General features: G+C 72.3%; 26 protein-coding genes and 3 tRNA genes. 14 read left to right on the top strand and 15 right to left on the bottom strand.

What is annotated here, in order from left to right; genetic code table 11:
- Positions 1–457: 457 nt before the first annotated feature.
- The gene (locus ACPOLA_RS03565) at positions 458–2,290 is read left to right on the top strand and encodes an AIPR family protein (RefSeq protein WP_435769014.1); all 1,833 of its coding nucleotides are present in this window, start codon (positions 458–460) and stop codon (positions 2,288–2,290) included.
- Between the two features lie 134 nt (positions 2,291–2,424).
- Here ACPOLA_RS03565 and ACPOLA_RS03560 read toward each other — a convergent pair whose 3' ends face one another.
- The 3 genes from ACPOLA_RS03560 to ACPOLA_RS03550 form a co-directional block, all read right to left on the bottom strand.
- Entirely contained in the window at positions 2,425–3,669 is a 1,245-nt protein-coding gene (locus tag ACPOLA_RS03560; RefSeq protein WP_435769013.1) for a tyrosine-type recombinase/integrase, read from the bottom strand.
- The gene (locus ACPOLA_RS03555; protein WP_435769012.1) at positions 3,662–3,898 is read right to left on the bottom strand and encodes a helix-turn-helix domain-containing protein; all 237 of its coding nucleotides are present in this window, start codon (positions 3,896–3,898) and stop codon (positions 3,662–3,664) included. Before ACPOLA_RS03555 ends, ACPOLA_RS03560 begins: the two co-directional genes overlap by 8 nt.
- 236 nt (positions 3,899–4,134) lie before the next feature.
- Positions 4,135–4,207, bottom strand: a tRNA-Arg gene (locus tag ACPOLA_RS03550).
- A gap of 227 nt (positions 4,208–4,434) precedes the next feature.
- Between ACPOLA_RS03550 and ACPOLA_RS03545 the strand changes: the two genes are divergently transcribed.
- Genes ACPOLA_RS03545 through ACPOLA_RS03535 form a run of 3 tightly spaced genes read left to right on the top strand, consistent with a single transcriptional unit; the run spans position 4,435 to position 7,254 of the window.
- Positions 4,435–5,664, top strand: coding sequence for a serine/threonine-protein kinase (locus ACPOLA_RS03545; protein WP_435769011.1), 1,230 nt, complete (start codon positions 4,435–4,437; stop codon positions 5,662–5,664).
- A complete protein-coding gene (locus ACPOLA_RS03540) occupies positions 5,661–6,191 on the top strand; it encodes a hypothetical protein (RefSeq protein ID WP_435769010.1) in 531 nt (176 codons plus the stop codon). The genes ACPOLA_RS03545 and ACPOLA_RS03540 overlap by 4 nt, the downstream gene beginning before the upstream one ends.
- A gap of 58 nt (positions 6,192–6,249) precedes the next feature.
- Positions 6,250–7,254, top strand: a complete 1,005-nt coding sequence (locus ACPOLA_RS03535; RefSeq protein ID WP_435769009.1) for a LuxR family transcriptional regulator — start codon at positions 6,250–6,252, stop codon at positions 7,252–7,254.
- A gap of 13 nt (positions 7,255–7,267) precedes the next feature.
- On the opposite strand, the gene ACPOLA_RS03530 is transcribed toward ACPOLA_RS03535, so the two are convergent.
- From ACPOLA_RS03530 to ACPOLA_RS03520, 3 genes are all read right to left on the bottom strand, one after another.
- A complete protein-coding gene (locus ACPOLA_RS03530; protein ID WP_435769008.1) occupies positions 7,268–7,390 on the bottom strand; it encodes a hypothetical protein in 123 nt (40 codons plus the stop codon).
- A 165-nt stretch (positions 7,391–7,555) separates the two neighbouring features.
- Positions 7,556–7,646 (bottom strand) — tRNA-Ser (locus tag ACPOLA_RS03525).
- 109 nt (positions 7,647–7,755) lie between these two features.
- Positions 7,756–8,214: a hypothetical protein gene (locus tag ACPOLA_RS03520; RefSeq protein WP_435769007.1), complete on the bottom strand. Its 459-nt coding sequence runs from the start codon at positions 8,212–8,214 to the stop codon at positions 7,756–7,758.
- A 102-nt stretch (positions 8,215–8,316) separates the two neighbouring features.
- Between ACPOLA_RS03520 and ACPOLA_RS03515 the strand changes: the two genes are divergently transcribed.
- Positions 8,317–8,401, top strand: a tRNA-Ser gene (locus tag ACPOLA_RS03515).
- A gap of 288 nt (positions 8,402–8,689) precedes the next feature.
- Here the strand turns inward: ACPOLA_RS03515 and ACPOLA_RS03510 are convergent.
- Genes ACPOLA_RS03510 through ACPOLA_RS03500 form a run of 3 tightly spaced genes read right to left on the bottom strand, consistent with a single transcriptional unit; the run spans position 8,690 to position 10,874 of the window.
- On the bottom strand, positions 8,690–8,923 hold the full coding sequence (locus ACPOLA_RS03510) for a biotin/lipoyl-binding carrier protein (protein WP_435769006.1): 234 nt from the start codon (positions 8,921–8,923) through the stop codon (positions 8,690–8,692).
- A 50-nt stretch (positions 8,924–8,973) separates the two neighbouring features.
- Positions 8,974–9,993, bottom strand: coding sequence for a hypothetical protein (locus ACPOLA_RS03505; RefSeq protein WP_435769005.1), 1,020 nt, complete (start codon positions 9,991–9,993; stop codon positions 8,974–8,976).
- Between the two features lie 11 nt (positions 9,994–10,004).
- Positions 10,005–10,874, bottom strand: coding sequence for a carbon-nitrogen hydrolase family protein (locus tag ACPOLA_RS03500; RefSeq protein WP_435769004.1), 870 nt, complete (start codon positions 10,872–10,874; stop codon positions 10,005–10,007).
- A gap of 64 nt (positions 10,875–10,938) precedes the next feature.
- Here ACPOLA_RS03500 and mobA point away from each other — a divergent pair, with 64 nt between their 5' ends.
- From mobA to ACPOLA_RS03480, 4 genes are read left to right on the top strand one after another with little or no spacing between them, the layout of a single operon-like run.
- On the top strand, positions 10,939–11,535 hold the full coding sequence (gene mobA / locus ACPOLA_RS03495) for a molybdenum cofactor guanylyltransferase (RefSeq protein ID WP_435769003.1): 597 nt from the start codon (positions 10,939–10,941) through the stop codon (positions 11,533–11,535).
- Between the two features lie 51 nt (positions 11,536–11,586).
- The gene (locus ACPOLA_RS03490) at positions 11,587–11,913 is read left to right on the top strand and encodes a DUF6457 domain-containing protein (protein WP_435769002.1); all 327 of its coding nucleotides are present in this window, start codon (positions 11,587–11,589) and stop codon (positions 11,911–11,913) included.
- A 43-nt stretch (positions 11,914–11,956) separates the two neighbouring features.
- Entirely contained in the window at positions 11,957–12,934 is a 978-nt protein-coding gene (locus ACPOLA_RS03485) for an NAD(P)H-quinone oxidoreductase (protein ID WP_435769001.1), read from the top strand.
- A 54-nt stretch (positions 12,935–12,988) separates the two neighbouring features.
- On the top strand, positions 12,989–13,594 hold the full coding sequence (locus ACPOLA_RS03480; RefSeq protein ID WP_435769000.1) for a bacterial proteasome activator family protein: 606 nt from the start codon (positions 12,989–12,991) through the stop codon (positions 13,592–13,594).
- A 13-nt stretch (positions 13,595–13,607) separates the two neighbouring features.
- Here the strand turns inward: ACPOLA_RS03480 and ACPOLA_RS03475 are convergent, their stop codons facing one another.
- The 4 genes from ACPOLA_RS03475 to ACPOLA_RS03460 all read right to left on the bottom strand — a co-directional run bounded on the left by ACPOLA_RS03475 (position 13,608) and on the right by ACPOLA_RS03460 (position 17,622).
- Complete coding sequence (locus tag ACPOLA_RS03475) at positions 13,608–14,294, bottom strand: hypothetical protein (protein ID WP_435768999.1); 687 nt, start codon at positions 14,292–14,294, stop codon at positions 13,608–13,610.
- Complete coding sequence (locus ACPOLA_RS03470) at positions 14,291–15,169, bottom strand: HAD family hydrolase (RefSeq protein WP_435768998.1); 879 nt, start codon at positions 15,167–15,169, stop codon at positions 14,291–14,293. Before ACPOLA_RS03470 ends, ACPOLA_RS03475 begins: the two co-directional genes overlap by 4 nt.
- Positions 15,166–16,452 carry a serine--tRNA ligase gene (serS, locus tag ACPOLA_RS03465; protein WP_435768997.1) on the bottom strand — a complete coding sequence of 429 codons (1,287 nt, stop codon included), beginning with the start codon at positions 16,450–16,452 and terminating at the stop codon, positions 15,166–15,168. Before serS ends, ACPOLA_RS03470 begins: the two co-directional genes overlap by 4 nt.
- A 141-nt stretch (positions 16,453–16,593) precedes the next feature.
- Positions 16,594–17,622: an aldo/keto reductase gene (locus tag ACPOLA_RS03460; protein WP_435768996.1), complete on the bottom strand. Its 1,029-nt coding sequence runs from the start codon at positions 17,620–17,622 to the stop codon at positions 16,594–16,596.
- A 79-nt stretch (positions 17,623–17,701) separates the two neighbouring features.
- Between ACPOLA_RS03460 and ACPOLA_RS03455 the strand changes: the two genes are divergently transcribed.
- The gene (locus tag ACPOLA_RS03455; protein ID WP_435768995.1) at positions 17,702–19,276 is read left to right on the top strand and encodes a bifunctional phosphatase PAP2/diacylglycerol kinase family protein; all 1,575 of its coding nucleotides are present in this window, start codon (positions 17,702–17,704) and stop codon (positions 19,274–19,276) included.
- Positions 19,277–19,285: 9 nt separating this feature from the next.
- Here ACPOLA_RS03455 and ACPOLA_RS03450 read toward each other — a convergent pair whose 3' ends face one another.
- Positions 19,286–19,684 carry a DUF4446 family protein gene (locus ACPOLA_RS03450; RefSeq protein ID WP_435768994.1) on the bottom strand — a complete coding sequence of 133 codons (399 nt, stop codon included), beginning with the start codon at positions 19,682–19,684 and terminating at the stop codon, positions 19,286–19,288.
- A gap of 126 nt (positions 19,685–19,810) precedes the next feature.
- Between ACPOLA_RS03450 and ACPOLA_RS03445 the strand changes: the two genes are divergently transcribed.
- From ACPOLA_RS03445 to ACPOLA_RS03430, 4 genes are all read left to right on the top strand, one after another.
- Positions 19,811–20,641: a prephenate dehydratase gene (locus ACPOLA_RS03445; protein ID WP_435768993.1), complete on the top strand. Its 831-nt coding sequence runs from the start codon at positions 19,811–19,813 to the stop codon at positions 20,639–20,641.
- Between the two features lie 43 nt (positions 20,642–20,684).
- Complete coding sequence (locus tag ACPOLA_RS03440) at positions 20,685–21,917, top strand: arginine deiminase (protein ID WP_435768992.1); 1,233 nt, start codon at positions 20,685–20,687, stop codon at positions 21,915–21,917.
- Between the two features lie 66 nt (positions 21,918–21,983).
- Positions 21,984–22,361 carry a Crp/Fnr family transcriptional regulator gene (locus ACPOLA_RS03435; protein ID WP_435768991.1) on the top strand — a complete coding sequence of 126 codons (378 nt, stop codon included), beginning with the start codon at positions 21,984–21,986 and terminating at the stop codon, positions 22,359–22,361.
- 51 nt (positions 22,362–22,412) lie between these two features.
- Positions 22,413–22,970 (top strand): DUF2243 domain-containing protein, encoded by a 558-nt coding sequence (locus ACPOLA_RS03430; protein WP_435768990.1) that lies wholly within the window; start codon positions 22,413–22,415, stop codon positions 22,968–22,970.
- A 30-nt stretch (positions 22,971–23,000) separates the two neighbouring features.
- Here ACPOLA_RS03430 and ACPOLA_RS03425 read toward each other — a convergent pair whose 3' ends face one another.
- Complete coding sequence (locus ACPOLA_RS03425) at positions 23,001–23,939, bottom strand: DUF5926 family protein (protein WP_435768989.1); 939 nt, start codon at positions 23,937–23,939, stop codon at positions 23,001–23,003.

Genomic DNA, 23,939 nt, shown 5'->3' with positions numbered 1-23,939 from the left:
GCGTCGCCGACGAGCTCGTCCGCCTGCGACGCGCACAACAGGTGCCGCGGTGGCGACCGTGAGCAATTCGCCGGACGAATCTGGACCGAGAATGCACTAGGTGTGTGGCACTCAACCGGTCGATGCGATCGCGGGGGACATCGAGTGGACGTACGACGGGTTCGGCGTCCGCGTCGGGGTGAGCGCACCGGTCGGAGTGAACCGTTGAGCGAGCTTCATAGGCCAGCTCTCGCGGTCGCGTCCTCGGCCGGGCGAGAGGTCGCTACCTACCGGTAGACATCTGGCTTACGGAGGAAACCGGTACGCCCCTGCGGGGCTCTTGGCTACGGCGCGCTCAGGGCGCGGGTGACGCCTTGACAGTCATAGGCGGCGATATGACGCGCCGGTTAAGTCGGCTGCCTTCGTGCGTTCGCGCGGCGGAACGCTCCTCCACGAACGGTGTTGGCATCATGTGCCCATGAGCGAGAGTCCCGTGGACGGCCAGAGCGCTAAGGCCGAGACGCCAGCCCCTGCAACGCGAAAGCCGCTGGCAGAGGGTGCCGGCTGGAGTGCTCTGAGCGAGAGGGAAGACCTGGCGAAGTACGGCGAGGGAAACTCCATCGCACTCTTCGCAGCCGAGTTGCGGCTTGGCATTGACGACATCGAGACCTTCGCCGCCGACGCGCTGACGGACCACGGCAACGACAAGAAGTGTGATCTCGTTGCCGTTCTCCGTGACAGCGGCCAGCTCGTCATTGCTCAGACCTACGCCGCGAAGGACCCGGGCAGCAAGTCTGAAGGTCCGGCAGGCAAGGCCAGCGACCTGAACACTGCCGTGTCCTGGCTCCTGTCCGGACCTCTGGAAGGCCTTCCCGAGATCTTGCGTGACGCGGCCATTGAGGCCCGAGATGCACTCTCCGCCGGTGACATCACAGACGTGCAGATTTGGTCAGTTCACAACTGTCCTGAGGGCAAGAACATCCAGACCGAGTTGCAGCAGGCCGCCAAGACCGCCAACAGTCTGTTGTCGCAGTACTTCACGGAAGCCCAGGTCAATGTCTCGTGCACCGAGATTGGACGAGATGCGATCAACGACTTGTACCGCCGGACGCAGCTGCCAATCTTGGTCGACGAAGAACTGACCTTTGACATTGCCGGCGGTTTCGAAACCTCGGGCGAGGACTGGCGGGCCTACAACACGGCGATCAGGCTTAGTGACTTGCGCAGCCTTTGGAAGACCCACGGCACCGATTTGATGTCCCCGAACATCCGAGACTACCTGGGGGTGCGTCGGTCGGAACGGAACATCAACTATGGGATCAAGGTAACAGCGAAGGAGAATCCTCAGGACTTCTTCATCTACAACAACGGAATCACTGCGATGGTTCACGGCTTCGAACCTTCCAAGGACTCTACGTCCCTCACCGTTAAGGGCATGGGCATCGTGAACGGTGGTCAGACCACGGGGTCGATTGGGACCTTGAGTGACGGTGAAGCCGGCAAGCTTGACGATGCCCGGGTGCAGATTCGATTCGTGACCAGCACTGACTATGAGGTGCTCGAAAATGTAGTCCGCTACAACAACACGCAGAACAAGGTCGAAGCCACCGACTTCCGAAGCAAGGATGCGGTACAGGACAGACTTCGGTCGGAGTTCGAGGCGATACCCGAGGCCCTGTATCGCGGTGCCCGACGTGGAGGCGCGGACGATGCGATCAAACGCGATCGCACTCTGCTCTCCGACAGTGCTGTGGCACAGTCGGTCGCGTCCTTCCATGGAAATCCGAACCTCGCGTACAACGAGCTTAGACAGATCTGGGAGCATGACCCGACTTACGCACGGTTCTTCAACGACAACCTTCACGCTCGACACGTGGTGTTCTGCTACTCGCTCCTCAAGGCAGTAGAGGAAGCCAAGCTCAACCTAAACAGCATTTCCGACGAGAAGCGGACCAAGACGCAGAAGGGTCACGCCGAGTTCTTTCGCTCCAGAGGTGGTGTCCACCTGCTGACAGCGGCGATTGGGAGCAGCATAGAAACTGTGCTTGACGAAGCCGTTCCCGACAGGTTCTCGTTGCGCTTCAAGACCAACGTGTCGCCGGCCAAGGCCATTGATTTGTGGAGGCCGATCGTCCAGAGCGGGCTGCCGTTCACCGGCCAGCTGTCCGGGGCGACAAACCTCGGGCTGAAGTCGACTGAGCGGGTGGAGGAGGCCATGCGGCTCTTCGAGTCGATGATCGAAGCCACGCGGGACTCGAAGCAGGACGTCTTCGACGACTTCGCGACAAAGGTCGAGCAGAGCACGACGTGAGCGGACGCCGCGCGGATCACCCGGAGTGACCGCTGCGTCGCGACAAGAACGCACTGGCTCGCAGCCCGAACGGACACGGCGCCCATTCTGGGCGGAATGCCCGCGGCAGCGCAGCCGCCGCGTCCCGTTGCGGTCTAGATGCCGGTCCACTCCTCCCACAACAGGGCGCCCATCTGTTGAGCTGCCCTCCGACGCAGCTCGTCGACGGCGTGGGTGTAGCGCTGGGCGGTGGTCATCTCGGTCCAACCCATGATGGACATGACGGTGCGGATGTCGACGTTTTGGAGCAGCAGGAGGGTGGCGGCGGTGTGTCGGGCGTCATGAAGGCGGACGTCGCGTAGACCCGCGGCCTTGAGGAGTGCCTTCCACTCGGTGTGGTCGCGCGCTGGGTCGATGAGCCCGCCGTCGGTGGCCGGGAAGACGAGGTCGTGGGTGGCGTCCCAGGTCTCGCCGGCGGCGAGCCGACGTCGGTTGACCTGGGCTCGGTGGGCGCGCAGTTCCTCGACCAGAGGAGCGGGCAGCACGATGGTCCGCTTTGAGGCTTTGGTCTTGGGCTCGACCAGGAGCAGGCCGCCACCGCTGCGTTTAGGGCACTCGGCACCGCGCTTGCGACCGCAGGAGGGCGAGCGGTCGCCGACGGAGCAGCCGTGCTTCCATGTGTGGCGCTGGACGGAGCGGCGGACGCGGAGGACGCCGTCGTCGAGGTCGACGTCGCTCCACAGCAGTCCCAGCGCCTCGCCTTGGCGCAGCCCGAGGGAGAGCGCGATAGACCAGCGGGACGGATGAAGCGTGTCCTGCGCGGCGGCGATGACGCGCCGGCTCTCCTCGATCGAGAGCGGTTCGACCTCGACGTCCTCGGCACGTGGTGCTCGTGCCACCAGGGCCGGGTTGATGGCAAGCCGTCGGCGGCGTACCGCCTCGTTCAATGCGGAGCGCAGGACACGATGAACCGCGCGGACGACGTGGGTGGAGTTCCCCTCGGCCTGGAGGCGTCGGTAGTGGGCTTCGAGGTGCTCGGGGCGAAGCTCGCTGAGCCGCCAGTGGCCGAGGTGAGGGATGACGTGGCACTTCATCTGGCTGCGGTATGTCGACAGCGTCTTCCAACGGGCGGTCATCGGCAGCACGGTTTCGAGCCAGTGCTCGAGCCACTCGGCGAGGGTGAGGTCGTCGCGGGTCCAGACGTAGGTGCCGGCGTCCCTCCTGCGCTCGAGCTCGCGGACGGCTTCGCGCAGCTCGGTCTTGGTACGGCGCTGCAGGTGTTTGCGCTCGGTGGTGCCGTCGGGTCGCCGGCCCATCGTCACACGGGCGTGCCAGTGGCCGTCGGCGCCGCGGTAGAGCGTGGAGGTGGTCTGCTCGGCAGGCTTGCGTGGCCTACTCATCGCGGACCTCACCGTCGGGATCGCGCATCTGGGCGATGAACCGCTCGAGCTCACGGCGCTCGACGCGGACGGAACGGCCGAGGTGGACGACATGCAGCCGGTGGCTGGCGATGTGGCGCTCGACGCTGCGGCGGGCGCAGCGAAGCTGCTGGGCGGCCTCGTCGAGGGTGAGCAGCAGGGTGTCGGCTGCGGTCGGGGACAGGGTGCTGGGGTGGGTAGCGGTCTCCATGTGACACCTAGGTGCGGAGACCGCCGTCCGGCGATCACTGGTCCGGGGGGACGTGGGGGGACGCTGACCGATTTCGGGGGGACGCGGCGGGGGGACGCGACACGCCGCGACCCGGGCCGACACGAGGACGCCGGAGAGTTTTTGGGCCGGTTTTTGAGACGGAGAAGGCCCGCTCCCCCGTCGGGGAAGCGGGCCTCTGAACCTGTTTGCGCAGGTCATGCGGTGAATCCGATCTGCGCGCCTGTAGGGATTCGAACCCCAAACCTTCTGATCCGTAGTCAGATGCTCTATCCGTTGAGCTACAGGCGCCCGTCCCTTGCGGGGACCGGTAGAGGATAGCCGAACCGTCGGCGGCATCCGAAATCAGCAGTCGAGGCGGCAGGCCGGTCGAGCGCCGCCGAACAGTCGCGGGCGCCACCGAATACGTTCCCCGGCAGCGGGCACTGTCGTCAGTGGCGGTGATCGGGCACCGCTGCGCCCGCACGGCGGTGTCACCCACGGACGCCGCGTGCCTGACCCAGAGCGAGGAGAGTGTCGTGTCCCTCGACGCGGACGCCGTGCCCGACGACACCCCGGCCCCGACGCTCGGCGGGCGCTACCAGGTCGGCGAGCTGATCGGTCGCGGCGGGATGGCCGACGTCTACCACGCCACCGACCGCGTCCTGGACCGCTCGGTGGCGGTGAAGATCCTGCGCGACCGGACGGCGAGCGAGGCCGAGCGCGACCGGTTCACCGCCGAGGCGCGCACCCTCGCCGCCCTCAGCCACCCCAACCTCGTCACCGTCCTGGACGCCGGCTCCAGCGACGACCGGCCCTACCTGGTCATGGAGCTGGTGGTGGGGCCGACCCTCGCCCAGTGCACCGGCGAGCCGATGCCGATCGCGGAGACCTGCGCCATCGCGCAGCAGGTGGCCGACGCGCTGGCCTATGCCCACGACCGGAAGGTCGTGCACCGGGACGTGAAGCCTGCCAACGTGCTGCTCGGTCCGGACGGCCGGGTCTGGCTCGCGGACTTCGGCATCGCCCGGCTGGTGGACGACGCAGCGCACCACACCCGCACCGGCATGACGATCGGGTCGCCCGCCTACCTCTCCCCCGAGCAGGTCCGCGGCGAGACGGTCACCCCGGCCGCCGACGTCTACTCCCTCGGTCTGGTTATCCTCGAGATGCTCACCGGCCAGCGGGCGTACGGCGGCACGCCGACCGAGGCAGCGCTCGCCCGCCTGACCAGGGCGCCGGTGCTGCCCGCCGCGCTGCCCGCGCCGTGGCGTGACCTGCTCACCGCCATGACGGCCACCGACCCGCAGGGCCGCCCGGACTCCCGTCGGGTCGCCGCAGTGCTGGGCGAGCTCGCGCGCGAGGCCGAGCCCGGCGCGGCGCTCACCGGCACGGCGCTCACCGACACGGCGCTCACCGACACCGCGCCGCGCCAGGCGGCAAGCCCGGACGACGTCTCCACCCAGGCGGTCGACGTCGCCGCCCAGTGGACGCAGGACGTCGCGGTCCGGCCCGGGCATCGCGACGACGAGGGTGAGCCGGACGCAGCCGCGACGGCCAGGGTGGGTCGCCGGCGGCGCTCGCGGCTGCGGCCGTGGATGGCCGTCGTGGCCGCCTGCGTGGTGGCGGCGCTCGCCATCCCCGTGTCCGCCGCTCTCAACGAGGACACGCCGAGCGGTGCCGACGACCCGCTGCCGGCCGGTGTCGAACCGGAGCTCCGCGACCCGCTCCGCGACCTCCACGACGCGGTGAACGGAGTCGAGCGGTGATCCGGCGACGCGGCGCCGGCCTCCTGGCGGCCTGCGCCGTCGTGCTCGCGCTGCTCAGCGGCTGCGGCAGCGACCCCGCGCCCGCCGAGGCGCTGCCCCAGCTCGACCGGATGCTGACCGCCGTCGACGAGGCCATGGCCGAGCGCCGGTACGGCGCTGCACGGAACCGGATCGACGCCCTCGTCGCAGAGGTGCGGGAGGCCCGCGAGAGCGGCGACCTCGACCCGCAGCAGGCCGACCGCGTGCTCGCCGCGGCCGCCGTGCTGCGCAACGCCCTGCCGGCCCCGCCCAAGCCGTCGCCGACGCCCTCACCGAAGCCAGCTCCCGAGCCGACCGAGGACCCACCCGCCTCCGGCGGGTCCGGCGGTTCCGGCGGGACCGGAGGCAGCGGCGGCAGCGGCGGCTCCGATAGGTCGGGGAAGCCCGGCGACTCCGGCAAGCCCGACAACGCGGGCAAGTCGGGCAACGGCAAGGGCAACAAGGGCGGCGGCGGCAAGGGGAAGCGCAAGGGCAAGGGCCGGGGCTGACCCCGCACGGGACCCGGTGAAGCCCCGGTGCGCGCCGTCCTTGTGGAACCATGGCGGCATGCCCGGCCCGCACCGACCTGAGGACCGCGAGGTCTTCGAGACGGTGGCCACGAGCCTGTACGACGACATCGTGCAGGCCGGCGGCATCGCGGCCGACGACCCCCGGGTCGCCGACCAGGCACCCGAACGGCCGGCGTTCGACATCCTGGTCGAGCTCGGCCTGCTGAACCGCGACGAGAGCGGCCGGATGTGGCGGCCGGTCGAGCCCAACCACGCGCAGGCCCGGGTGGTCGGGCCGCTCGGCAGCGAGGGCACCCGCCTGCTCGAGGAGTCGGCCCGTTGGGCGCGCGCGTTCCAGTCGCTGAGCCAGAGCTGGCGCCGGTCGCCGACGGCGACCGACAACGGCCCGTTCCTTTATCTCCACAAGGAGGCGATCAGCCCGTTCCTGACCACGCTGGTCAGCGAGGCGGAGGAGGAGCTCCTCACCGCCCAGCCCCAGGCCGGGCGCCACCCCCGCACCATCGCCGAGGCGACGCAACGCGACCTCGACGCGCTGGCGCGTGGCGTCGCGATGCGCACGCTCTACCAGCACAGTGCGCGACGGCATCCCGCGACGCACAAGTACGTCGCCGACGTGACCGAGCAGGGCGCCGAGGTGCGCACGCTCGACGAGTTCTTCAACCGGATGATCGTCGTCGACCGCCGGGTCGCGGTGATCCCGGCCGCCGACGACCTCTCCACCGCGGTCGTCGTCCGCGAGCCGGCGCTGGTGGCCTACCTGGTCGACGTCTTCGAGCGCGCGTTCGCGCGGGGGCGCGCGTTCACCTCGAGCGAGAAGTCGATCGTCAAGGCGATCGCCACCGAGCAGCGCGCGATGACCATCCGGATGCTCATCGAGGGCCACTCCGACGCCGTCAGCGCGAAGCGCCTGGGCGTCAGCCCACGCACCTACGCCGGCTACGTGGCGGACCTCAAGGAGGAGTACGACGCCGAGACCAGGTTCCAGCTCGGCTACATCATGGGGCGGCTCGGCATCGCCGGCGAGGAGACCGACGAGGCCTGAGCGGCCTCACCCGCTAGTCGCGGAGGGACCAGCCCCAGCCGGTGTCGGCCTCGGCCGCGGTCGGCATCGCCACGACGCCGAACGCGGAGATCAGGACGGCAACGGCGACGGCGGCCTTGCGAGCGATTCGCTTCATGTTTCTTTCCCCTCTTCGTGGGGTTCCCCCCGAGCCCCTCCCGTGAAGCCCGAGATCCGCGCGGCGTCCCCCAGCTCCAGGCCGCGCAGGACCCATCTTGCCTCATCGGGGCGGCACAGGCGAGACCCCCGGCGAGGTGTCCTCACCGGGGGTCACGCTGGTCGGCGGAGGCGGAGGGATTTGAACCCTCGATGGGGTTGTAGCCCCAAACCCGCTTAGCAGGCGGGCGCCATAGACCAGACTAGGCGACGCCTCCCCACCATCCGGCCGCGATGGCCGGTCAGCGGCACAAGGCTACAAGCCCCGGCTGCCGACGTCCGAATCGGCCGGTGGCGGGCGGCCGCCCGGCACGGTCCCGGCCGCGGTCAGCGGGTCGAGCGGCGCAGGTGCCGGCGGACCTCGCGGGCGAAGTCGTCCTTGTCGCCGGCCAGCAGTTGCACCGGGATGGTCGTGGTGCGGCCGTCCCGCAGCCGCAGCACGACGCACTCGTAGCCGCGCGGCGTCGCCGCCACCAGGTCCTCGACCTCGCTCCAGCGCGCCTCCGCGACCCCGACCGCGCGCACGAACCGGACCCGATAGCCCGCCTCCGTCAGCCGTACGACGACCAGCCGGGTGCGCAGCCACCACGCGAGCACGCAGAGACCGAGGATCCCCAGCCCCAGCACCACCACGATCGCGTCCGGGTTCCACCGCAGCGCCGCCACCACGAACGTCACCACCAGCAGCACGACGGCCAGCAGCACCAGGTAGGCACCGACGAACCGCGCCATCACCGGCGGCGCCAGGCGGTAGTCGGTCACCGAGGTGGGCTGCGCGCTGCTCATGGCGCGATTGAACAACGCGGCGCGACGGCCGGGCAAAGCGGCCCGACCCGCGGCTCCTAGACTCGTGTCGTCCGCCACGTCGCCCCGCGCCGTGACGGGCACGGAGGGGTGCCGGAGTGGCCGATCGGAACCGCCTTGAAAGCGGTCGTAGCGAGAGCTACCGCGGGTTCGAATCCCGCCCCCTCTGCTCTTATGGGTCGAGCGTGTCTTCGCCGGCGAGGGGGGGCAGCAAGCTGCCCGGGCGCCCGCTCTCGCCACGCTGCCGACCGGTGACCTGGTCGAGCGTGTCTCCGCTGGCGAGGGGGGCAGCAAGCTGCCCGGGCGCCGGCTCCCGCCACGCTGCCGACCGGACTGACCTGGTCGAGCTGGTCGATGGAGTCTCCGCCGGCGAGGGGGCAGCAAGCTGCCCGAGCGCCCGCTCCCGCCACGCTGCCGACCTGACTGACCTGGTCGAACTGGTCGAGCGCGGGCGAGGTCAGGAGAGGGTGATCTCCACCAGGACGTCGCCCTCCTGAACCACGTCGCCGGGGCTGACCTTGATCGCACGCACCACGCCGCCAGCCTCGGCGATGACGGGGATCTCCATCTTCATCGACTCGAGTAGCACCACGGTGTCGCCCGCCGCGACCGTGGCGCCCTCGTCGACCTCGACGCGGAGCACGTTGGCGACCATCTCCGCTACCAGCTCTGACGTCGTGACCCGGGCCATGCGAGCGACGCTAGGCGTTACCGGTGGGTACCCGAAAAGGGCGCCGGCCGCTACAGCAGCGGCTGCGACCGAGGCGGCTCCGGGCGCAGCGCCGCCGCCTGCTCGGCCGCCCGGCTGCGTCGCCCGCGGTTGCCGGTCAGCGCCAGGTCGATCCTGATCAGCACCCAGCCGATCACGAGCCCGACGACGAGGCCGTAGACCACCGAGAGCACCGCCTCCTGCACGGTGACCGCCGGGTTGGCGAGCGCCGTGGCCGTGGGCGAGGTGGCGGCCACCCCGAACGCGCACACCCACCAGCCCTGGCGGCGCCGGGCACGCATGTGGCAGCCGTAGGCGAGGGCCGGTACGCCGAGCACGGTCTCGATCGGCCGCGGGAACGCGCCCAGGTGCTCGCGGCTCCACCGCACGTAGGACAGGAGCTGGTCGACGAGACCGGCCGACCCGTAGCGGCGGAGCAGCTCGGCGTAGAGCAGCGTCGCGGCCAGCACCACCGCACCGATGCCGACCACGATCAGGCCGCGCCGGCCGAGGCCGTGGAGCCCGGCGCCGAGACGGTAGACCAGCACCAGCACGCCGAGGATCGCCAGCGTGAGCGCGGCGTACTCGAACCGGACGGTGTCGATCGCCGGCTCGAAGCCGACGGCGGCCATCGCGCCGACGCCGGCGACCAGGAGCGCCACGACGCACTCGCGCACCGTGCCGAGGAGTCCCTGGGCGGGCATCGTGGCCATCACGCCGAGGACGGCCGCGAGGGCCGCGGTGGCCACGGCGGCGCCGGTGAGCAGGACCTCCTGGTCGCTCAGCACCGCCGTCAACGCACAGCCGAGCGTCAGCAGACCGAAGACGAACGGGCGGCCGCCGGTGCGGGTCGCCAGCGCCCAGGCGTACGCCGTGGCGACCACGATGGAGCCGGTCACCCCGAGCCACTCCGGGCCTACCGGGACCATCGCCGCGACCAGCCCGCCCGTCGCGAGCAGCACCAGCGCCACCCAGATCACGAACGGTGCACGGGACACCCCGAACTCGCCGATCCGCTGCTCGATCGGCGTGCGAGAGGGGGCCCGGGACACGGCCAACGAGACTACAGACGCCGGTTGGCCAGCGAGGGGTTGACCCGACGGGCCTCCTCCAGCGTGGCCCGCTCGAGGACCGCCCTCACGACGGCAGGGTCGTCCGGGGCACCGCTCCCGGTCTCGGCCACCACCTCGCCGAAGGGGTCGACGACGAGCGAGTGGCCGCAGTAGCGCGGCGCGGGCTGCGCGGCCGCAGCGACGTAGACGGTGTTCTCGATGGCCCGCGCCGTGAGCAGGGTCCGCCAGTGGTGAACCTTCCGCGGACCGGCCACCCACGCGGCCGGCACGACCAGCAGCTCGGCGCCACGGTCGACCAGCGCGCGGGCCAGCTCGGGGAAGCGCAGGTCGTAGCAGGTCATCAGGCCCACCTGCCATCCGCCCACCTCGACCACGCACGGCTCGAGCGGCCCGGCCGTGAGCCGGTCGGACTCGCGGTAGCCGAAGGAGTCGTACAGGTGCACCTTGCGGTACGCCGCCGCGCCGGCGCCGCGCACCAGCAGCGTGTTGAAGGGCCGGGCCGGGTCGGGGCCGCGCTCGAACATGCCGGCCACGACGGTGGTGTCGTGGTCCGCCGCCGCGGCGGCGACCGACCCGGCGAACGGGCCGTCGACCGGCTCGGCGAAGGCGCTCACGTCGGAGCCCGCCTCGCCGAAGTCGCGGGCGAACGCCTCGGGGAAGACGACCAGGTCGGCGCCGTCGGGGGTGAGCCGGGCGACCGCGTCGCGGTTGTCCGCGGGGTCCAGGCCGGAGGCGGCCTGGACCAGGGCCACCCGGAGCCGGCCGGCCGTGTTGTCCTGGCTGTCCCCGCCGTCTCCGCTGTCCTCGCTTGCCCCGCTGGCTCGGTCCGCGCCGGCTGCGGGCTGCGTGCTCTCGGTCACGGGTCCAGCCTGCCAGCGGCCGGTCCCCCGGCGAAGCCGGCGCGGGTTTGCCAGACTCGGCTCCGTGATCGAGCTCGGACTCTCCGGTTTCGCCGCCGTCGTGCTCGCCGGCGGGCAGGCGACCCGGCTCGGCGGGTTCGACAAGGCCACCATCGAGGTCGCCGGCCGCACGCTGCTGGAGTACGCCCTCGACGCGGTCATCGACGCCAGCGAGGTCGTCGTCGTCGGCCGCCAGGTGCCGACCGACCGGCCGGTGACGTTCGTCGTCGAGGAGCCGCGGTACGGCGGCCCGGCCGCCGGGCTGCTCACCGGGCGCCACTCGCTGCTGCGGCGGTTCCCGACGCTGGCCGTGCTGGCGGTGGACATGCCCAACCTCTCCTCGGCGACGTTCCGGCGCCTGCACGAGGCGGCGATCGGCCACGAGGGCGCCGTACTGGTCGACCCGGAGGGGCGCCGCCAGCTGGCCTTCGTGGTGGAGACGACGCGGCTCGACGACGTCGCACCCGACCTGGAGGGCAGACACGGGCTCTCGGTCCGGGCGCTGCTCGAGCCGCTCGACCTCGCCGAGGTGCCGGCCATCGGCGAGGAGGCGCGCGACGTCGACTCGTGGAGCGACCTCCGCGACGTGCGGTCCGCCCACGACGACCCGCTCGGCGACTGACACGCCGGGAGGGTCTTGTCAGCCCCGTGGTCGCGGGGACACCCTGGAGCGGTGAACCTCCACGACTGGATCGACGAGCTGTGCGACGTGCTCGACATCGAGGCCGAGGCGGACGAGGGCCTGCTGGGCGACCTGGCCCGGATCACCAAGGACAACGTCCATCCCGCGGCCGGACCGGTCACCGCCTTCCTGCTCGGCCTCGCCGCCGGTGAGCAGGGGGCCGATCCCGACGGCGTGGAGCGGCTGGCCGCCCGGGCGCAGGCGCTGGCCGAGGCGTGGGACCGGCCCGCGGGCGCCGGGGACGACGTCGACGGCGTCGAGGTCGAGGTCGACGAGCTGGCCGACCTGGAGTACGCCGACGAGGACGCCACGGTCTGACCGACCGTCTCGTGGCGGATCGCGCGTTCGGCACACTGGGGCCATGCGCGCCGTCACCACGACAGAGGCCGGAGGACCGGAGGTCCTGACCGTCACCGAGCTGCCCGACCCGAAGCCCGGGCCCGGGGAGGTGCTGCTCGAGGTCGCGGCCACGGCCGTCAACCGCGCCGACCTCCTCCAGCGCCAGGGCTTCTACCCGCCACCGCGCGGGGCGTCCGAGGTGATCGGGCTCGAGTGCAGCGGCACGGTCGCCGCGGTCGGCGACGGCGTCGAGGAGTGGACGGTCGGCGACGAGGCGTGCGCCCTGCTCGCGGGCGGCGGCTACGCCAGCCGGGTCGTCGTACCCGCCGGACAGCTGATGCCGGTGCCGTCCGGCGTCGACCTGGTGACCGCCGCGGCGTTGCCGGAGGTGGCCTGCACGGTGTGGTCCAACGTGTTCATGGTGGCCGGGCTGCGGCCCGACGAGGTGTTCCTCGTGCACGGCGGCGGCGGCGGGATCGGCACCTTCGCGATCCAGCTGGCGAGCGCGTCGGGAGCCCGGGTGTTCACCACCGCCGGCTCGCCGGCGAAGCGGGCGCGGTGCGAGGAGCTCGGTGCCGAGCGGGCGATCGACTACCGCGAGGAGGACTTCGTGGCGGTGGTCAAGGAGGCCACCGGCGGCAAGGGGGCCGACGTGGTGCTCGACAACATGGGCGCGAAGTACCTCGCCCGCAACGTCGACCTGCTCGCCGACGAGGGGCGGCTGGTCATCATCGGCATGCAGGGCGGCGCCAAGGGTGAGCTGGACATCGGGCGGCTGCTGTCGAAGCGCGGCGCGGTGATCGCCACCGCCCTGCGCTCCCGGTCGGTCGAGGGCAAGGCACGGATCTGCGCGTCGGTGGTCGAGCAAGTCTGGCCGCTGGTCGCCGACGGCCGGATCACCCCGGTCGTCTCGCACCGGCTGCCGCTCGAGCAGGCCGCGGAGGCGCACCGCCTGGTGGAGTCCGGCGAGAGCGTCGGCAAGGTGCTGCTCACCCTCTGAGCGGCCGGACGCTGCCGGCCACCGGCTGTGCGGCGGTTGGCTAGATTGGCGAGCATGACCGACAACGGCACCCCCGGACCTGAGCAGCAGATCGTCGTCGTGGGCCCGGACGGGCAGCCTCTGGGCCGGGTCCCCGCGTCAGCGCTCCAGCAGGAGGGCGGCGAGCCGGACGCGGACGGAGAGGGCGACGGCGAGCGGGCGCTGACCGACCTGGTGGAGCAGCCGGCCAAGGTGATGCGGATCGGCAGCATGATCCGGCAGCTGCTCGAGGAGGTGAAGGCCGCCCCGCTCGACGAGGCGAGCCGCAACCGGCTGGCCGACATCCACCGGTCCTCCATCGCCGAGCTCGAGCAGGGGCTGGCCCCGGAGCTGGTCGAGGAGCTGGAGCGGCTGTCGCTGCCGTTCTCCGAGGAGGCGACGCCGTCGGAGGCGGAGCTCCGGATCGCCCAGGCGCAGCTCGTGGGCTGGCTGGAGGGGCTCTTCCACGGCATCCAGACGGCGATCTACGCCCAGCAGATGGCGGCCCGCGCCCAGTTCGAGCAGATGCGCCGCGCCCTGCCGCAGGCGATGGGCGGGCAGCAGCCCGGCGGGCCGGAGGGCCAGCAGCCGGGCGGTCCCGGCGCCGGCGAGGAGCCGCGCAGCGGCGGGATGTACCTCTGAGGTCCGGCGGGCCTCAGCCGCGCCGGCGGCCGACCCGCGCCACCAGGAACAGGCCGAGGACGCCGACCAGGCTGATCGCGGCGCCGGGGGCCACCACCCTGCCGAGCCGCGGGGGCTCGTCGACCCCGCCGGCGGGACGATGCAGCGCGACCCGCGCCGGCGGTTCGGGCGGACCGTCGAGGTAGCCCTCCAGCCGGCGCTGCATCGCGGCGCTCAGGCCCCCGGACAGCTCCTGGCTGCCCTCGCAGTAGTCGGCCCGGACCTGACCGTCGACGTCGCTGGTGAAGAACAGGTGGGTCTCCCGCGGCGCCAGCAGCCGGTCGCGGCCGTCCTCGGACTGCTCGAAGACGACGCTGACCCGTTCGCCGAGCCGGAGGTCGCCGGAGAGCGACGTGGTCACGGTGACGCGGTGCACGACCACCCGCTCGCGCGACCGCGTCGACGCGGTGGCGCTCTCCCCGTCGGTGCCGTTGGGGGAGCCGCTGGGGATGCGGCGCCGCGCGACGTCGACGACGCGTCCGACGAACACGTCGTCGACCTTGTCGGCCCGCTCCACCACCGCGGCCCGGTCGGCGAGGTCGAGCTCCGCGCACGCGTCGGCGGGCAGCGCCGGCGCCGCGACCACGGCACCGGCCGGCACGGCGGCCAGGAACGCGGCGATCAGCGCCGACGACAGCAGACCTCGGAGCACGGTCCTCACGCCCCCATCCCAGCAGATCGTGGGTCGCCGAACCACCGGGCCAGCTCGACGGCCGCCCCGTCGTCGTCGACGGAGGCGGTGACGTCGTCGGCGACCGCCTTCACCTCGTCGACCGCCTGGCCCATGGCGACCCCGCGGCCGGCCCACTGCAGCATCTCGATGTCGTTGCGGCCGTCGCCGATCGCCAGCACGTCACCGGGGTCGACGCCGAGCTGGCCGGCGACGTACTCTAGGCCGGAGGCCTTGGAGACCCCGACCGGTGCGAGGTCCAGCCAGGCGGTCCAGCCGACGACGTAGTCGGTGCCGTGCAGGCCCAGCCCCTCGGCAAGCTGCACGAAGTCCTCCGCGGTGGCCTTCGGGTCGCGGATGATCACGCGGCTCACGGGGCGGGAGACCATCTCGTCGAGGTCGGTCACCGTGGTGGTGCCGCCCAGCTCGCCGTCGGGGAAGGGCGCGGAGACGAGGTAGCCCACGCCGCGCTCCTCGACGGCCACCAGCGCCTCCGGGTGCTTCGCCAGTACGGCGTGCACGGCGGGGCGGGCGTCGAAGGTGACCTCGTGGACGACCTCCATCGGCGGGTAGCGCAGCACCACCGCCCCGTTGGCGGCGACGATCCACAGCCGCTCGCTGCGGTCGGGGTGCTCGGGGTCGTGCAGGCCGAGCATGTCGGCGACCACGGTCATGTTGTGCGGTGCGCGACCGGAGGCGAGGACGACGTGGGCACCGGCGTCGAGCGCCTGCTGCACGGCGGCGTGGATCGCGGGCGTGACCTCCTCGTGGCTCATGCCGAGGCCGACCACCCAGCGCAGGAGGGTGCCGTCGATGTCGAGGGCGACGAGCCGGGGGCGCCAGCCGTCGGGGCGAGGACCGCTCATCCGACCGGCACCACGGGCCGCAGGACGTCGAGGCCGCCGAGGTAGGGCTGCAGCGCCGCGGGGACCCGCACCGACCCGTCGGCCTGCTGGTGGGTCTCCAGGACCGCGACGATCGTGCGGGTGATCGCGGTCAGCGTGCCGTTGAGCGTGGCGACCGGACCGGTGCGGTCGCCGAAGCGGCCGCGGGTCTCCAGCCGCCGGGTCTGGAAGTCGGTGCAGTTGGAGGTCGAGGTGAGCTCGCGGTACTTGCCCTGGGTGGGGATCCACGCCTCGCAGTCGAACTTGCGGATGGCTGACGAGCCGAGGTCACCGGCCGCGATGTCGACGACGCGGTAGGCCAGCTCGAGCTTGCCGAGGAGCTCCTGCTCCCAGGCCAGCAGCCGCGCGTGCTCCGCTGCGGCGTCCTCGAGGGTGGCGTAGACGAACATCTCGACCTTGTCGAACCAGTGGACCCGGATGATCCCCTTCGTGTCCTTGCCGTGCGAGCCTGCCTCCTTGCGGAAGCACGGGCTGAACGCCGCGTAGCGCAGCGGCAACGCGGAACCGTCGAGGATCTCCTCGGAGTGGTAGGCCGCCATCGCGACCTCGGAGGTGCCGACGAGGTACATCTCCTCGCCCTCGAGCCGGTAGACGTCCTCACCGCCCCCCTGGTCGAGGTAGCCGGTGCCCTCCATCGCCGGGCGCCGTACCAGCGACGGCGCGATGACCTGGGTGAAGCCGGCCTCGCGCGCCTGGTCCATGGCCAGGTTGACCAGCGCCAGCTCGAGCTGGGCGCCGACGCCGGTGAGGAAGTAGAACCGGCTGCCGCTCACCTTCGCGCCGCGCTCGAGGTCGATCGCACCGAGCAGCCGGCCGAGCTCGATGTGGTCGCGCGGCTCGAACCCCTCCTGGGCGAAGTCGCGCGGGGTGCCGACCTCCTCCACCACGACGAAGTCGTCCTCGCCGCCGGTGGGCGCCTCGTCGGCGACGACGTTGGGGATGGCCCGCAGGGCGGCGAGCCACTCCTCCTCGGCGGCGGCCTGCGCGCCCTCGAGGTCCTTGACCTCCGCCGACAGCGCCTTGAGCTGCTGGAGCAGCGCCTGCTTCTCCTCGCCGGACGCCTGCGCCACCTGCTTGCCGAAGGACTTCTGCGCGGCCCGCTTCTCCTCGAACGCCGCGATCGCCGCGCGCCGCGCCGCATCGGCCTCGAGCGCCCGGTCGACCACGTCCGTGGACGCCCCGCGCTTGGCCTGCGAGGCGCGCACGCGGTCGGGCTCGTCACGGAGGATGCGCGGGTCGATCATGCCCCCGAGGCTATCCGGCGGCGCCGACCCTCCGCGCGTCGGTCGAGGCCCATGCCGTGGCGTGGTGGGTCGGGCATGGTGGTGGGTCGATTCGTGGCTGGTGCACCCGGCACTCAGCGCACCACCGACCACGGATCGACGTCAGAAGGGGGAGATCGGCTCGGGCGGTGGGAAGAGGGCGTCGAGCTCGGCGAGGTCGGCGGGGGTGGGGGTCCAGTGGCCGGAGGCGGCGTTGGCGCGGACCTGCTCCACCGACGTGGCGCCGGCGATCACGGAGGCCACGGGCTCCCGGGCGAGCAGCCAGCCGATCGCGACGGTGACCTCCGAGACGCCGCGGGCGCGGGCGAACTCGGAGTAGCGCTGGAGGGGCGGCGAGACCGCCGCCTCGAGCAGGTGCTGGCGGGTGCGGGAGAGGCGGGAGCCCTCGGGCGCCTCGCCGGAGGCGTACTTGCCGGTGAGCAGGCCGTTGGCGAGGGGGAAGTACGGCAGCACGCCCAGGCCGTAGGCGCGGGCGGCCGGCAGCACCTCCAGCTCGGCGCGCCGGTCGACGAGGTTGTAGTGGTTCTGCGCGGAGACGAACCGCTCGACACCCAGCTGGCGCGCCACGAGCTCGGCCTCGGCGATCTGCCAGCCGCTGCGGTTGGAGTGCCCGACGTAGCGCACCTTGCCGTCGCGGACGAGGTCGTCGAGGGCCGACAGCGTCTCCTCGATCGGCGTCAGCGGGTCGGGGGTGTGGAACTGGTAGAGGTCGATCCAGTCCGTGCCGAGCCTCCGCAGCGAGGCCTCGACCGCCGTCCGGATGTAGCGGCGCGAGCCGCGGGCGCCGAAGTCGGGACCGTTGTGCCCCTGCATGTCCATCCCGAACTTGGTGGCGACGACCACGTCCGAGCGGCGCGCGCCGAGTGCCCTGCCGAGCCGCTCCTCGGCCAGCCCCGGCGTGGCGCCGTAGGTGTCGGCGACGTCGAAGAAGGTGATCCCCGCGTCGAGGGCCGCACCCACCACCCGGTCGGTGCCCTCCTGCGACTCGGTGGCGGCGCCGGGACGTCCCAGGTTGTTGCAGCCCAGCCCAACCGCCGAGACCACCAGCCCCGAGCGGCCGAGGCGGCGACGCGGCGGCGGACCCGCGGACGGCGAGGCGGCGGACGGGTTGCGGTCGGACTCGGCAGCCATGGCTCCGACCGTAGCGAGCCGGTCGTCGCGACCGGTGCCGGAGGCGTGTCCGGTCGCCGGCGCCGACTATCCTCCGGGAGTGCTCGACCGACCCCGCCGGACGCCGCTGCTCGCGGCCTTGATCTGCCTGGCCCTGTTCGCCGCGCTCGCGACGGCGGTCGCGACCGAGTGGTCGTGGCTGGTCGACGTCGACGACCGCGGCCGACCGACGACGACCTGGGCCGCCGACGAGCCCTGGCTGCGGCTCCCGCTGCGCGTGGTGGAGGTCGCGTTCGGCACCATCGGCATGACGGTGCTGACGGCGGTGCTGGCCGGGTTCATGTTCGCCAAGGGTCACCGGCGGGCAGCGGTGCTGACGGTGGCCGTGATGGCGACGGCCGCCCTGGCGACGTACGGCCTGAAGGTGGTGGTCGGCCGCGGTCGCCCGATCTGGCAGGACCCCGACTACTTCCTCCACTCCAACGCCTTCCCGTCCGGCCACGCCTCCTCCGTCGCCGCGTACGGCGGCCTGGTGCTCGTCCTCGCGGTGATGCTGGTCCGGCGCGCAGGCATCCGCCGACTGATCGCTGCGCTGGTCGTGCTCCTGGTGGCCCTGGTCGCGCTGGACCGGATCCTGCTCGGGCGGCACTACCCGACCGACGTGATCGGCGGGACGCTGCTCGGCGCCGGCCTCGTGCTGCTCGGCGTCGCGCTCTACAGCCCGCTCCCCCGCAGCCACGCGCTGAAGGCGGAGCCGCTGCCCGAGCCGTTCCCGTCCACCCGCGACCTCGCCGTGATCCTGAACCCGATCAAGGTCGAGTCGGTCGAGGCGTTCCAGGCGATGGTGACCTCGATGGCCATCACCGCCGGGTGGAACCCGCCGCGGTGGTACTTCACCACGGTCGAGGACTCCGGCACCGGCCAGGCCGAGCAGGCCGCCGTCGACGGCGCCGACCTGGTCATCGTCTGCGGCGGCGACGGCACCGTGCGAGAGGTGTGCGCCGAGCTCGCCGGCACCGGCATCCCGGTCGGCATCGTGCCGGCCGGCACCGGCAACCTGCTCGCCCGCAACCTCGACGTGCCCCTCTTCATCCGCGCCGCCATCGACGTCGCGCTCACCGGTCAGGACCGGGCGATCGACATGGTCGAGGTGCACGGCGACAAGATCGACAAGACGCACTTCATGGTGATGGCCGGGATGGGCTTCGACGCCGCGATCATGGAGGGCGTCAACGAGGACATCAAGAAGCGGGTCGGCTGGCTGGCCTACGTGCTCTCCGGGCTCAAGTCACTGATGTTCCCGCCCACCAAGGTGGAGATCTCCATCGACGACGGCGAGTGGACCAAGCACCGCGCCCGCACGATCGTCGTGGGCAACGTCGGCTACCTCCAGGCTGGGATGCCGCTGCTGCCCGACGCCGCGATCGACGACGGCCGGCTCGACGTCGTGCTGCTCTATCCGCAGCGGTTCTGGTCCTGGCTCCCGCTGGCGTTCCGCGTGCTCGCCAAGCGCCCGCACACCGACGAGACGATCAACCGGATGACCGGGCGGAAGGTCTCCATCCGCGCCGCCCAGGAGACGCCCCGCCAGCTCGACGGCGACACCATCGGCCCCGGCGCCGAGCTGCACATGGAGTGCATCCACGGGCGGGTGCTGGTGCGGGTGCCGCGCTAGCGGTCGCGCTCACATCCGGGCCATCCGCGCGTGCGCGACGGCCTCGGCCTCCTCGGGCGACAGCTCCTGGTCGCTCGCCCAGCCGGCCACCGACTTGGCGTAGGTGCGCGCCTCGTTGCGCCCCCGGATCGAGGTCAGCACGACGCCGTCGCCGGCGTCGTCGAGGAGCGCCAGGGACCACGACAGGCGCCCGCCCATCTCCTCGAAGGCGTCGTACCGCACGACCGCCAGGTGGCGCAGCGCGCCCACCGCCTCCTCTCGCAGGGCGGCGACCTCCCGGCGCAGCCCGGCGACGTCCTCGGGCAGGTCGTCGCCGGCGGGCCGGGCGCGACCTCCGCCGTTGCGCAGCGCCACCACGAGGGCGGCGGCGGCGAGCAGGACGGCGAGGATCGCCACGAGGAGGGCCATGTCGGCAACCTAGTTCGGGAGCGAGCCGGGCCCATAGAGCCGCGCGGTGTGTCGAGGAACGCTGCGGCACCGGTTCGGAAGGCCGCCGACGGGCGGCGCCCGGCGCCGGCGCACTACCCTGCTGCCATGGCCCGCATCGCGTACCAGGGGGAACCCGGCGCCAACTCGCACCTGGTCTGCAAGCAGAACTACCCCGACGCCGAAGCGGTGCCCTGCGCCTCCTTCGAGGACGTCTTCGCCGCCGTGACCAGCGGCGACTGCGACCTCGCGATGATCCCGATCGACAACTCGATCGCGGGGCGGGTCGCCGACATCCACCACTTCCTGCCCGACTCGGGCCTGCACATCGTCGCGGAGCACTTCCTCCGCATCCAGTTCACGCTGATGGCCGCGCCGGGCGCCTCGATCGACACCATCGAGACCGTCCACAGCCACGTGCACGCGCTGGGCCAGTGCCGCAAGGTGATCCGCGAGCTGGGCCTGAAGCCGATCATCTCCGGCGACACCGCCGGCGCCGCGCGGGAGGTGGCCGAGGCCGCCGACCTCCGCCAGGCCGCCATCGCGCCGCCCCTGGCCGCGGAGACCTACGGGCTGCAGATCCTCCGTGAGGACGTCGAGGACGAGGAGCACAACACCACCCGGTTCGTCGTGCTGTCCCCCGACTTCGTGACCGCGCCGCAGGGCCAGGGACCGGTGGTCACCAGCTTCGTGTTCAACGTCCGCAACCTGCCCGCGGCGCTCTACAAGGCGCTCGGCGGGTTCGCCACCAACGGCATCAACATGACCAAGCTGGAGAGCTACATGGTCGGCGGCGAGTTCACCGCCACCCAGTTCCTCGCCGAGGTCGACGGACACCCCGACGACCCCGGCCTGAAGCGTGCGCTCGAGGAGCTCGCGTTCTTCACCACCGACGTCAAGATCCTCGGCGTCTACCCCGCGGACCCCTTCCGCGGCTGAGGCGCGGAAGGCGTGGCCGGCCGCCGCGTCCTAGAGTCTCGGCATGGTCGCGAACACACCGGCGCCGGGCGCCGACAGCGAGGTGGGCAGGCTCCGCTCCGTGCTGCTGCACCGTCCGGGACCCGAGCTGAAGCGGCTGACCCCGCGCAACAACGACCGGCTGCTGTTCGACGGGATCCCCTGGGTGGCGCGCGCCCAGGAGGAGCACGACGCCTTCGCCGAGGCGCTCCGCGCCCGCGACGTCGAGGTGCTCTACCTCACCGACCTGCTCACCGAGACGCTCGCGGATCCGGAGGCCCGGGCGGCGGTCGTGGAGACCACGCTCACCGGGTCGAGCGGATTCGACCTCGGCGACTCGCTGCGCCCCTACCTGCGGCGGATGCTCGAGGACGCCGGCCCCGAGGCACTGACCCGGATGCTCACCGCGGGCGTGCGCAACGACGAGGTCCGCGCGGGCCTGGCGACCGGCACCCTCGTCACCGCGCTCCTGCCGCCCGACGCGTTCCTCGTCGACCCGTTGCCCAACCTGCTCTTCACCCGCGACTCCTCGGTCTGGCTGCCCGACCGGGTCGCGATCACGTCCCTCGCGATGCCCGCCCGCCGCCGCGAGACCCAGCTCACCGAGCTGATCTACCACTTCCACCCGCGGTTCGCCGGCACCGGTCGGATGCACGGCCCCCACCTCGAGCACGTGGAGGGCGGCGACGTGCTGCTCCTCGCCCCGGGCGTCATCGCCGTCGGCGTCGGCGAGCGCACCACGCCCGCCGGGGCCGAGCGCCTCGCGCGGCAGGCCTTCGCCGCGGGGCTCGCCACCACCGTGCTGGCGGTGCCGATCGCGCAGGAGCGGGCCACCATGCACCTCGACACGGTCTGCACCATGGTCGACGTCGACAAGGTGGTGATGTATCCCAACGTCGCCGACACCCTGACGGCGTACGCCGTGACGCCGCGCGAGCCGGGCTCGGAGGAGCTCGAGGTGGCGCCGCCCGAGCCGTTCCTGGTCGCGGCCGCGAAGGCGATGCAGATCGACACGCTGCACCGCATCGACACCGGCCTCGACCCCGTCACGGCCGAGCGCGAGCAGTGGGACGACGGCAACAACACCCTGGCCCTGGCGCCGCGGCTCGCGGTCGCCTACGAGCGCAACGACGGGACCAACGCCCGGCTCGAGGAGGCCGGGATCGAGGTGGTCCGGATCGCCGGGTCCGAGCTGGGGTCCGGGCGCGGCGGCCCCCGGTGCATGAGCTGCCCGGTCTCGCGCGACCCGCTGGGATAACGCCCGTACCGCCTCGAACGTTGCGCCAGTAGTCTCAGGCGAGGCTCCCGATCGAAAGGTTCACCCATGGCAACGTTCTTCGAGCACTTCACCCCGCAGGAGATCGCCCGGATCAGCGCGACGGGGCGCCGGGTGCGGCTGCCCGAGGGCTGGTCGCCGATCTGGGAGGACACCCCGGCGGACAAGGCCTACATCATCCTCGAGGGCACGGTGTCGGTCCGCAAGGACGGCAAGGAGATCGCCCAGCTGGGGCCCGGCGACATCGTCGGCGAGGCCGCGATCGTCGGCCACAAGCTGCGCACCGCGACCATCGTCGCCCTCACGCCGCTGGACACCATCCACCTCACCGACCAGACCCTGCGCGAGCTCGACGCCGAGTGGCCGGCCTTCCACGAGGCCCTCGTCGAGGTCGCGCAGTCGCGCCTCGAGAGCAGCACCGACTGACCCACCCGCCCGGAGCGGATCGGAGCCTCCGGATCCGGGTACTTCCGGTGCATGAGCCGCACCACCGGAGCGCAGCCGAACGGGCCCGGCACGACGGACGGCGCTGACGCCGGGCGGCCGCCGTCGCGGGCCGCGGGACTGCTCCTCGGGCTGGGCCTGGGCGGGTTCGTCGACGGCATCGTGCTGCACCAGATCCTCCAGTGGCACCACATGCTCAGCCACGAGGAGCCCACCGACACGGTCGCCGGCCTCGAGCTCAACACGCTGGCCGACGGGTTCTTCCACGTCGCGACGTGGGCCCTGGTGCTGGCCGGCTCCCTCGCCGCGGTCGCGGCCTGGCGCGCCGGGCGACTGGCGCCGAGCTGGGGCTTCCACCTCGGCCTCGTGGTGGCCGGGTGGGGCGTCTTCAACGTCGTCGAGGGGCTGGTCAACCACCAGCTGCTGGGCGTCCACCACGTCCGCGACGACCTCGGCGCACCGCTGGCCTGGGACCTGGGCTTCCTCGCCCTCGGCGTGCTGCTGGTCGCCGGCGGCTGGCTCTGGCACCGGCACGGGCTGCGCCAGATGCGCCAGATGCGCCAGATGCACCGCACCCGGCCGCGCGCCTGACGGACAGGCGCGGGCGCCGGGCCGGCGGCCTCAGCGGATGGTGACCTGGCGGTTCGCCAGGCCGTTGCGGGCCGACCGCTCCTCGGACGTCAGGTCCCCACCGTCGGCGAGCGCCTCGTCGAGCAGAGCCTTGAAGCCCGTCGCGGCCTCCTCCAGCGGCTCCGGGCCGGTGCCCACCGGCAGGTCCCAGACCGGCGTCAGCAGGCCGTGGGCGCGGAACATCCCGACGAACCGGGCGTCCGGCACGATCACGTCGGCTCCGGTGACGTGGAGCCGCGCCAGCGCGTCGAGCAGCGCGTCCTCCGGCTCGGGCATCACCCAGCGGAGGTGCTCCTTGGCGCCCATCCGGGTCCAGTACGCCGCCGCGACCTCGGTCAGCCGCGCGGTCGGCGCCGCCGCCTCGTCCGCGGCCTCGAGGGCCCGCGCCAGCTCGGAGGTCTCCTCCATGTCGGCGACCCAGAAGTCGAAGCCCTCGTGCACCTCCACGCGCAGCTCGGCGTCGGGGTCGGCGAGGTCCTGCAGCCGCGGCCCCGGCCCCGGTGGCTGGGCCAGGCCCACCATGCCGGCGCCGGGCTCGGCGTCGAGGGCGGCCAGCAGCACGGCGGCGAGGTCGCGCGACGGGTCGCCGTAGTTGTGCTGCACCTGCAGGCCGAGCCAGACCTCGCCGCTCTCCCGCACCAACGCCGGAGCGGCCATCGGCAGCAGGGTGCACAGGCGCACCGTCCGGTCGGCGTGCTCGCCGGTGAGCGGGAGGACGGCCGTCGCGGCGGGCACCAGCTCGCGCATCGCGACGACGTCGCACTCCGAGGCGAGGCCCTCGAAGGGACGCTTGACGAAGACCTGGCCGCCGCCGGGCGCGCCGTGGCAGGCCTTGTAGCGCTTGCCCGAGCCGCAGGGGCAGGGCTGCCGGGGGCCGACCTCGCCGGGTGCGGGCGCGGCGGCGTCCTTGGTGCGGTTCTTCTTCGCCAT

The sequence above is a fragment of the Nocardioides proteolyticus genome (genome assembly GCF_051280635.3).
Lineage (GTDB): Bacteria > Actinomycetota > Actinomycetes > Propionibacteriales > Nocardioidaceae > Nocardioides.
The sequence above is the reverse complement of the archived record's forward strand: the minus strand, read 5'-3'. Positions and strand labels throughout refer to the sequence as shown.

Coding starts and splice junctions, on each gene's coding strand:
- ACPOLA_RS03425 (WP_435768989.1), bottom strand. CDS start 23,939: ATGGCGAAGAAGAACCGCACCAAGGACGCCGCCGCGCCCGCACCCGGC.
- ACPOLA_RS03535 (WP_435769009.1), top strand. CDS start 6,250: ATGCCCGGCCCGCACCGACCTGAGGACCGCGAGGTCTTCGAGACGGTG.
- ACPOLA_RS03440 (WP_435768992.1), top strand. CDS start 20,685: ATGGTCGCGAACACACCGGCGCCGGGCGCCGACAGCGAGGTGGGCAGG.
- ACPOLA_RS03530 (WP_435769008.1), bottom strand. CDS start 7,390: ATGAAGCGAATCGCTCGCAAGGCCGCCGTCGCCGTTGCCGTCCTGATC.
- ACPOLA_RS03520 (WP_435769007.1), bottom strand. CDS start 8,214: ATGAGCAGCGCGCAGCCCACCTCGGTGACCGACTACCGCCTGGCGCCG.
- ACPOLA_RS03485 (WP_435769001.1), top strand. CDS start 11,957: ATGCGCGCCGTCACCACGACAGAGGCCGGAGGACCGGAGGTCCTGACC.
- ACPOLA_RS03480 (WP_435769000.1), top strand. CDS start 12,989: ATGACCGACAACGGCACCCCCGGACCTGAGCAGCAGATCGTCGTCGTG.
- ACPOLA_RS03435 (WP_435768991.1), top strand. CDS start 21,984: ATGGCAACGTTCTTCGAGCACTTCACCCCGCAGGAGATCGCCCGGATC.
- ACPOLA_RS03450 (WP_435768994.1), bottom strand. CDS start 19,684: ATGGCCCTCCTCGTGGCGATCCTCGCCGTCCTGCTCGCCGCCGCCGCC.
- ACPOLA_RS03430 (WP_435768990.1), top strand. CDS start 22,413: ATGAGCCGCACCACCGGAGCGCAGCCGAACGGGCCCGGCACGACGGAC.
- ACPOLA_RS03560 (WP_435769013.1), bottom strand. CDS start 3,669: ATGAGTAGGCCACGCAAGCCTGCCGAGCAGACCACCTCCACGCTCTAC.
- ACPOLA_RS03555 (WP_435769012.1), bottom strand. CDS start 3,898: ATGGAGACCGCTACCCACCCCAGCACCCTGTCCCCGACCGCAGCCGAC.
- ACPOLA_RS03470 (WP_435768998.1), bottom strand. CDS start 15,169: ATGAGCGGTCCTCGCCCCGACGGCTGGCGCCCCCGGCTCGTCGCCCTC.
- ACPOLA_RS03565 (WP_435769014.1), top strand. CDS start 458: ATGAGCGAGAGTCCCGTGGACGGCCAGAGCGCTAAGGCCGAGACGCCA.
- ACPOLA_RS03460 (WP_435768996.1), bottom strand. CDS start 17,622: ATGGCTGCCGAGTCCGACCGCAACCCGTCCGCCGCCTCGCCGTCCGCG.
- serS (WP_435768997.1), bottom strand. CDS start 16,452: ATGATCGACCCGCGCATCCTCCGTGACGAGCCCGACCGCGTGCGCGCC.
- ACPOLA_RS03445 (WP_435768993.1), top strand. CDS start 19,811: ATGGCCCGCATCGCGTACCAGGGGGAACCCGGCGCCAACTCGCACCTG.
- ACPOLA_RS03510 (WP_435769006.1), bottom strand. CDS start 8,923: ATGGCCCGGGTCACGACGTCAGAGCTGGTAGCGGAGATGGTCGCCAAC.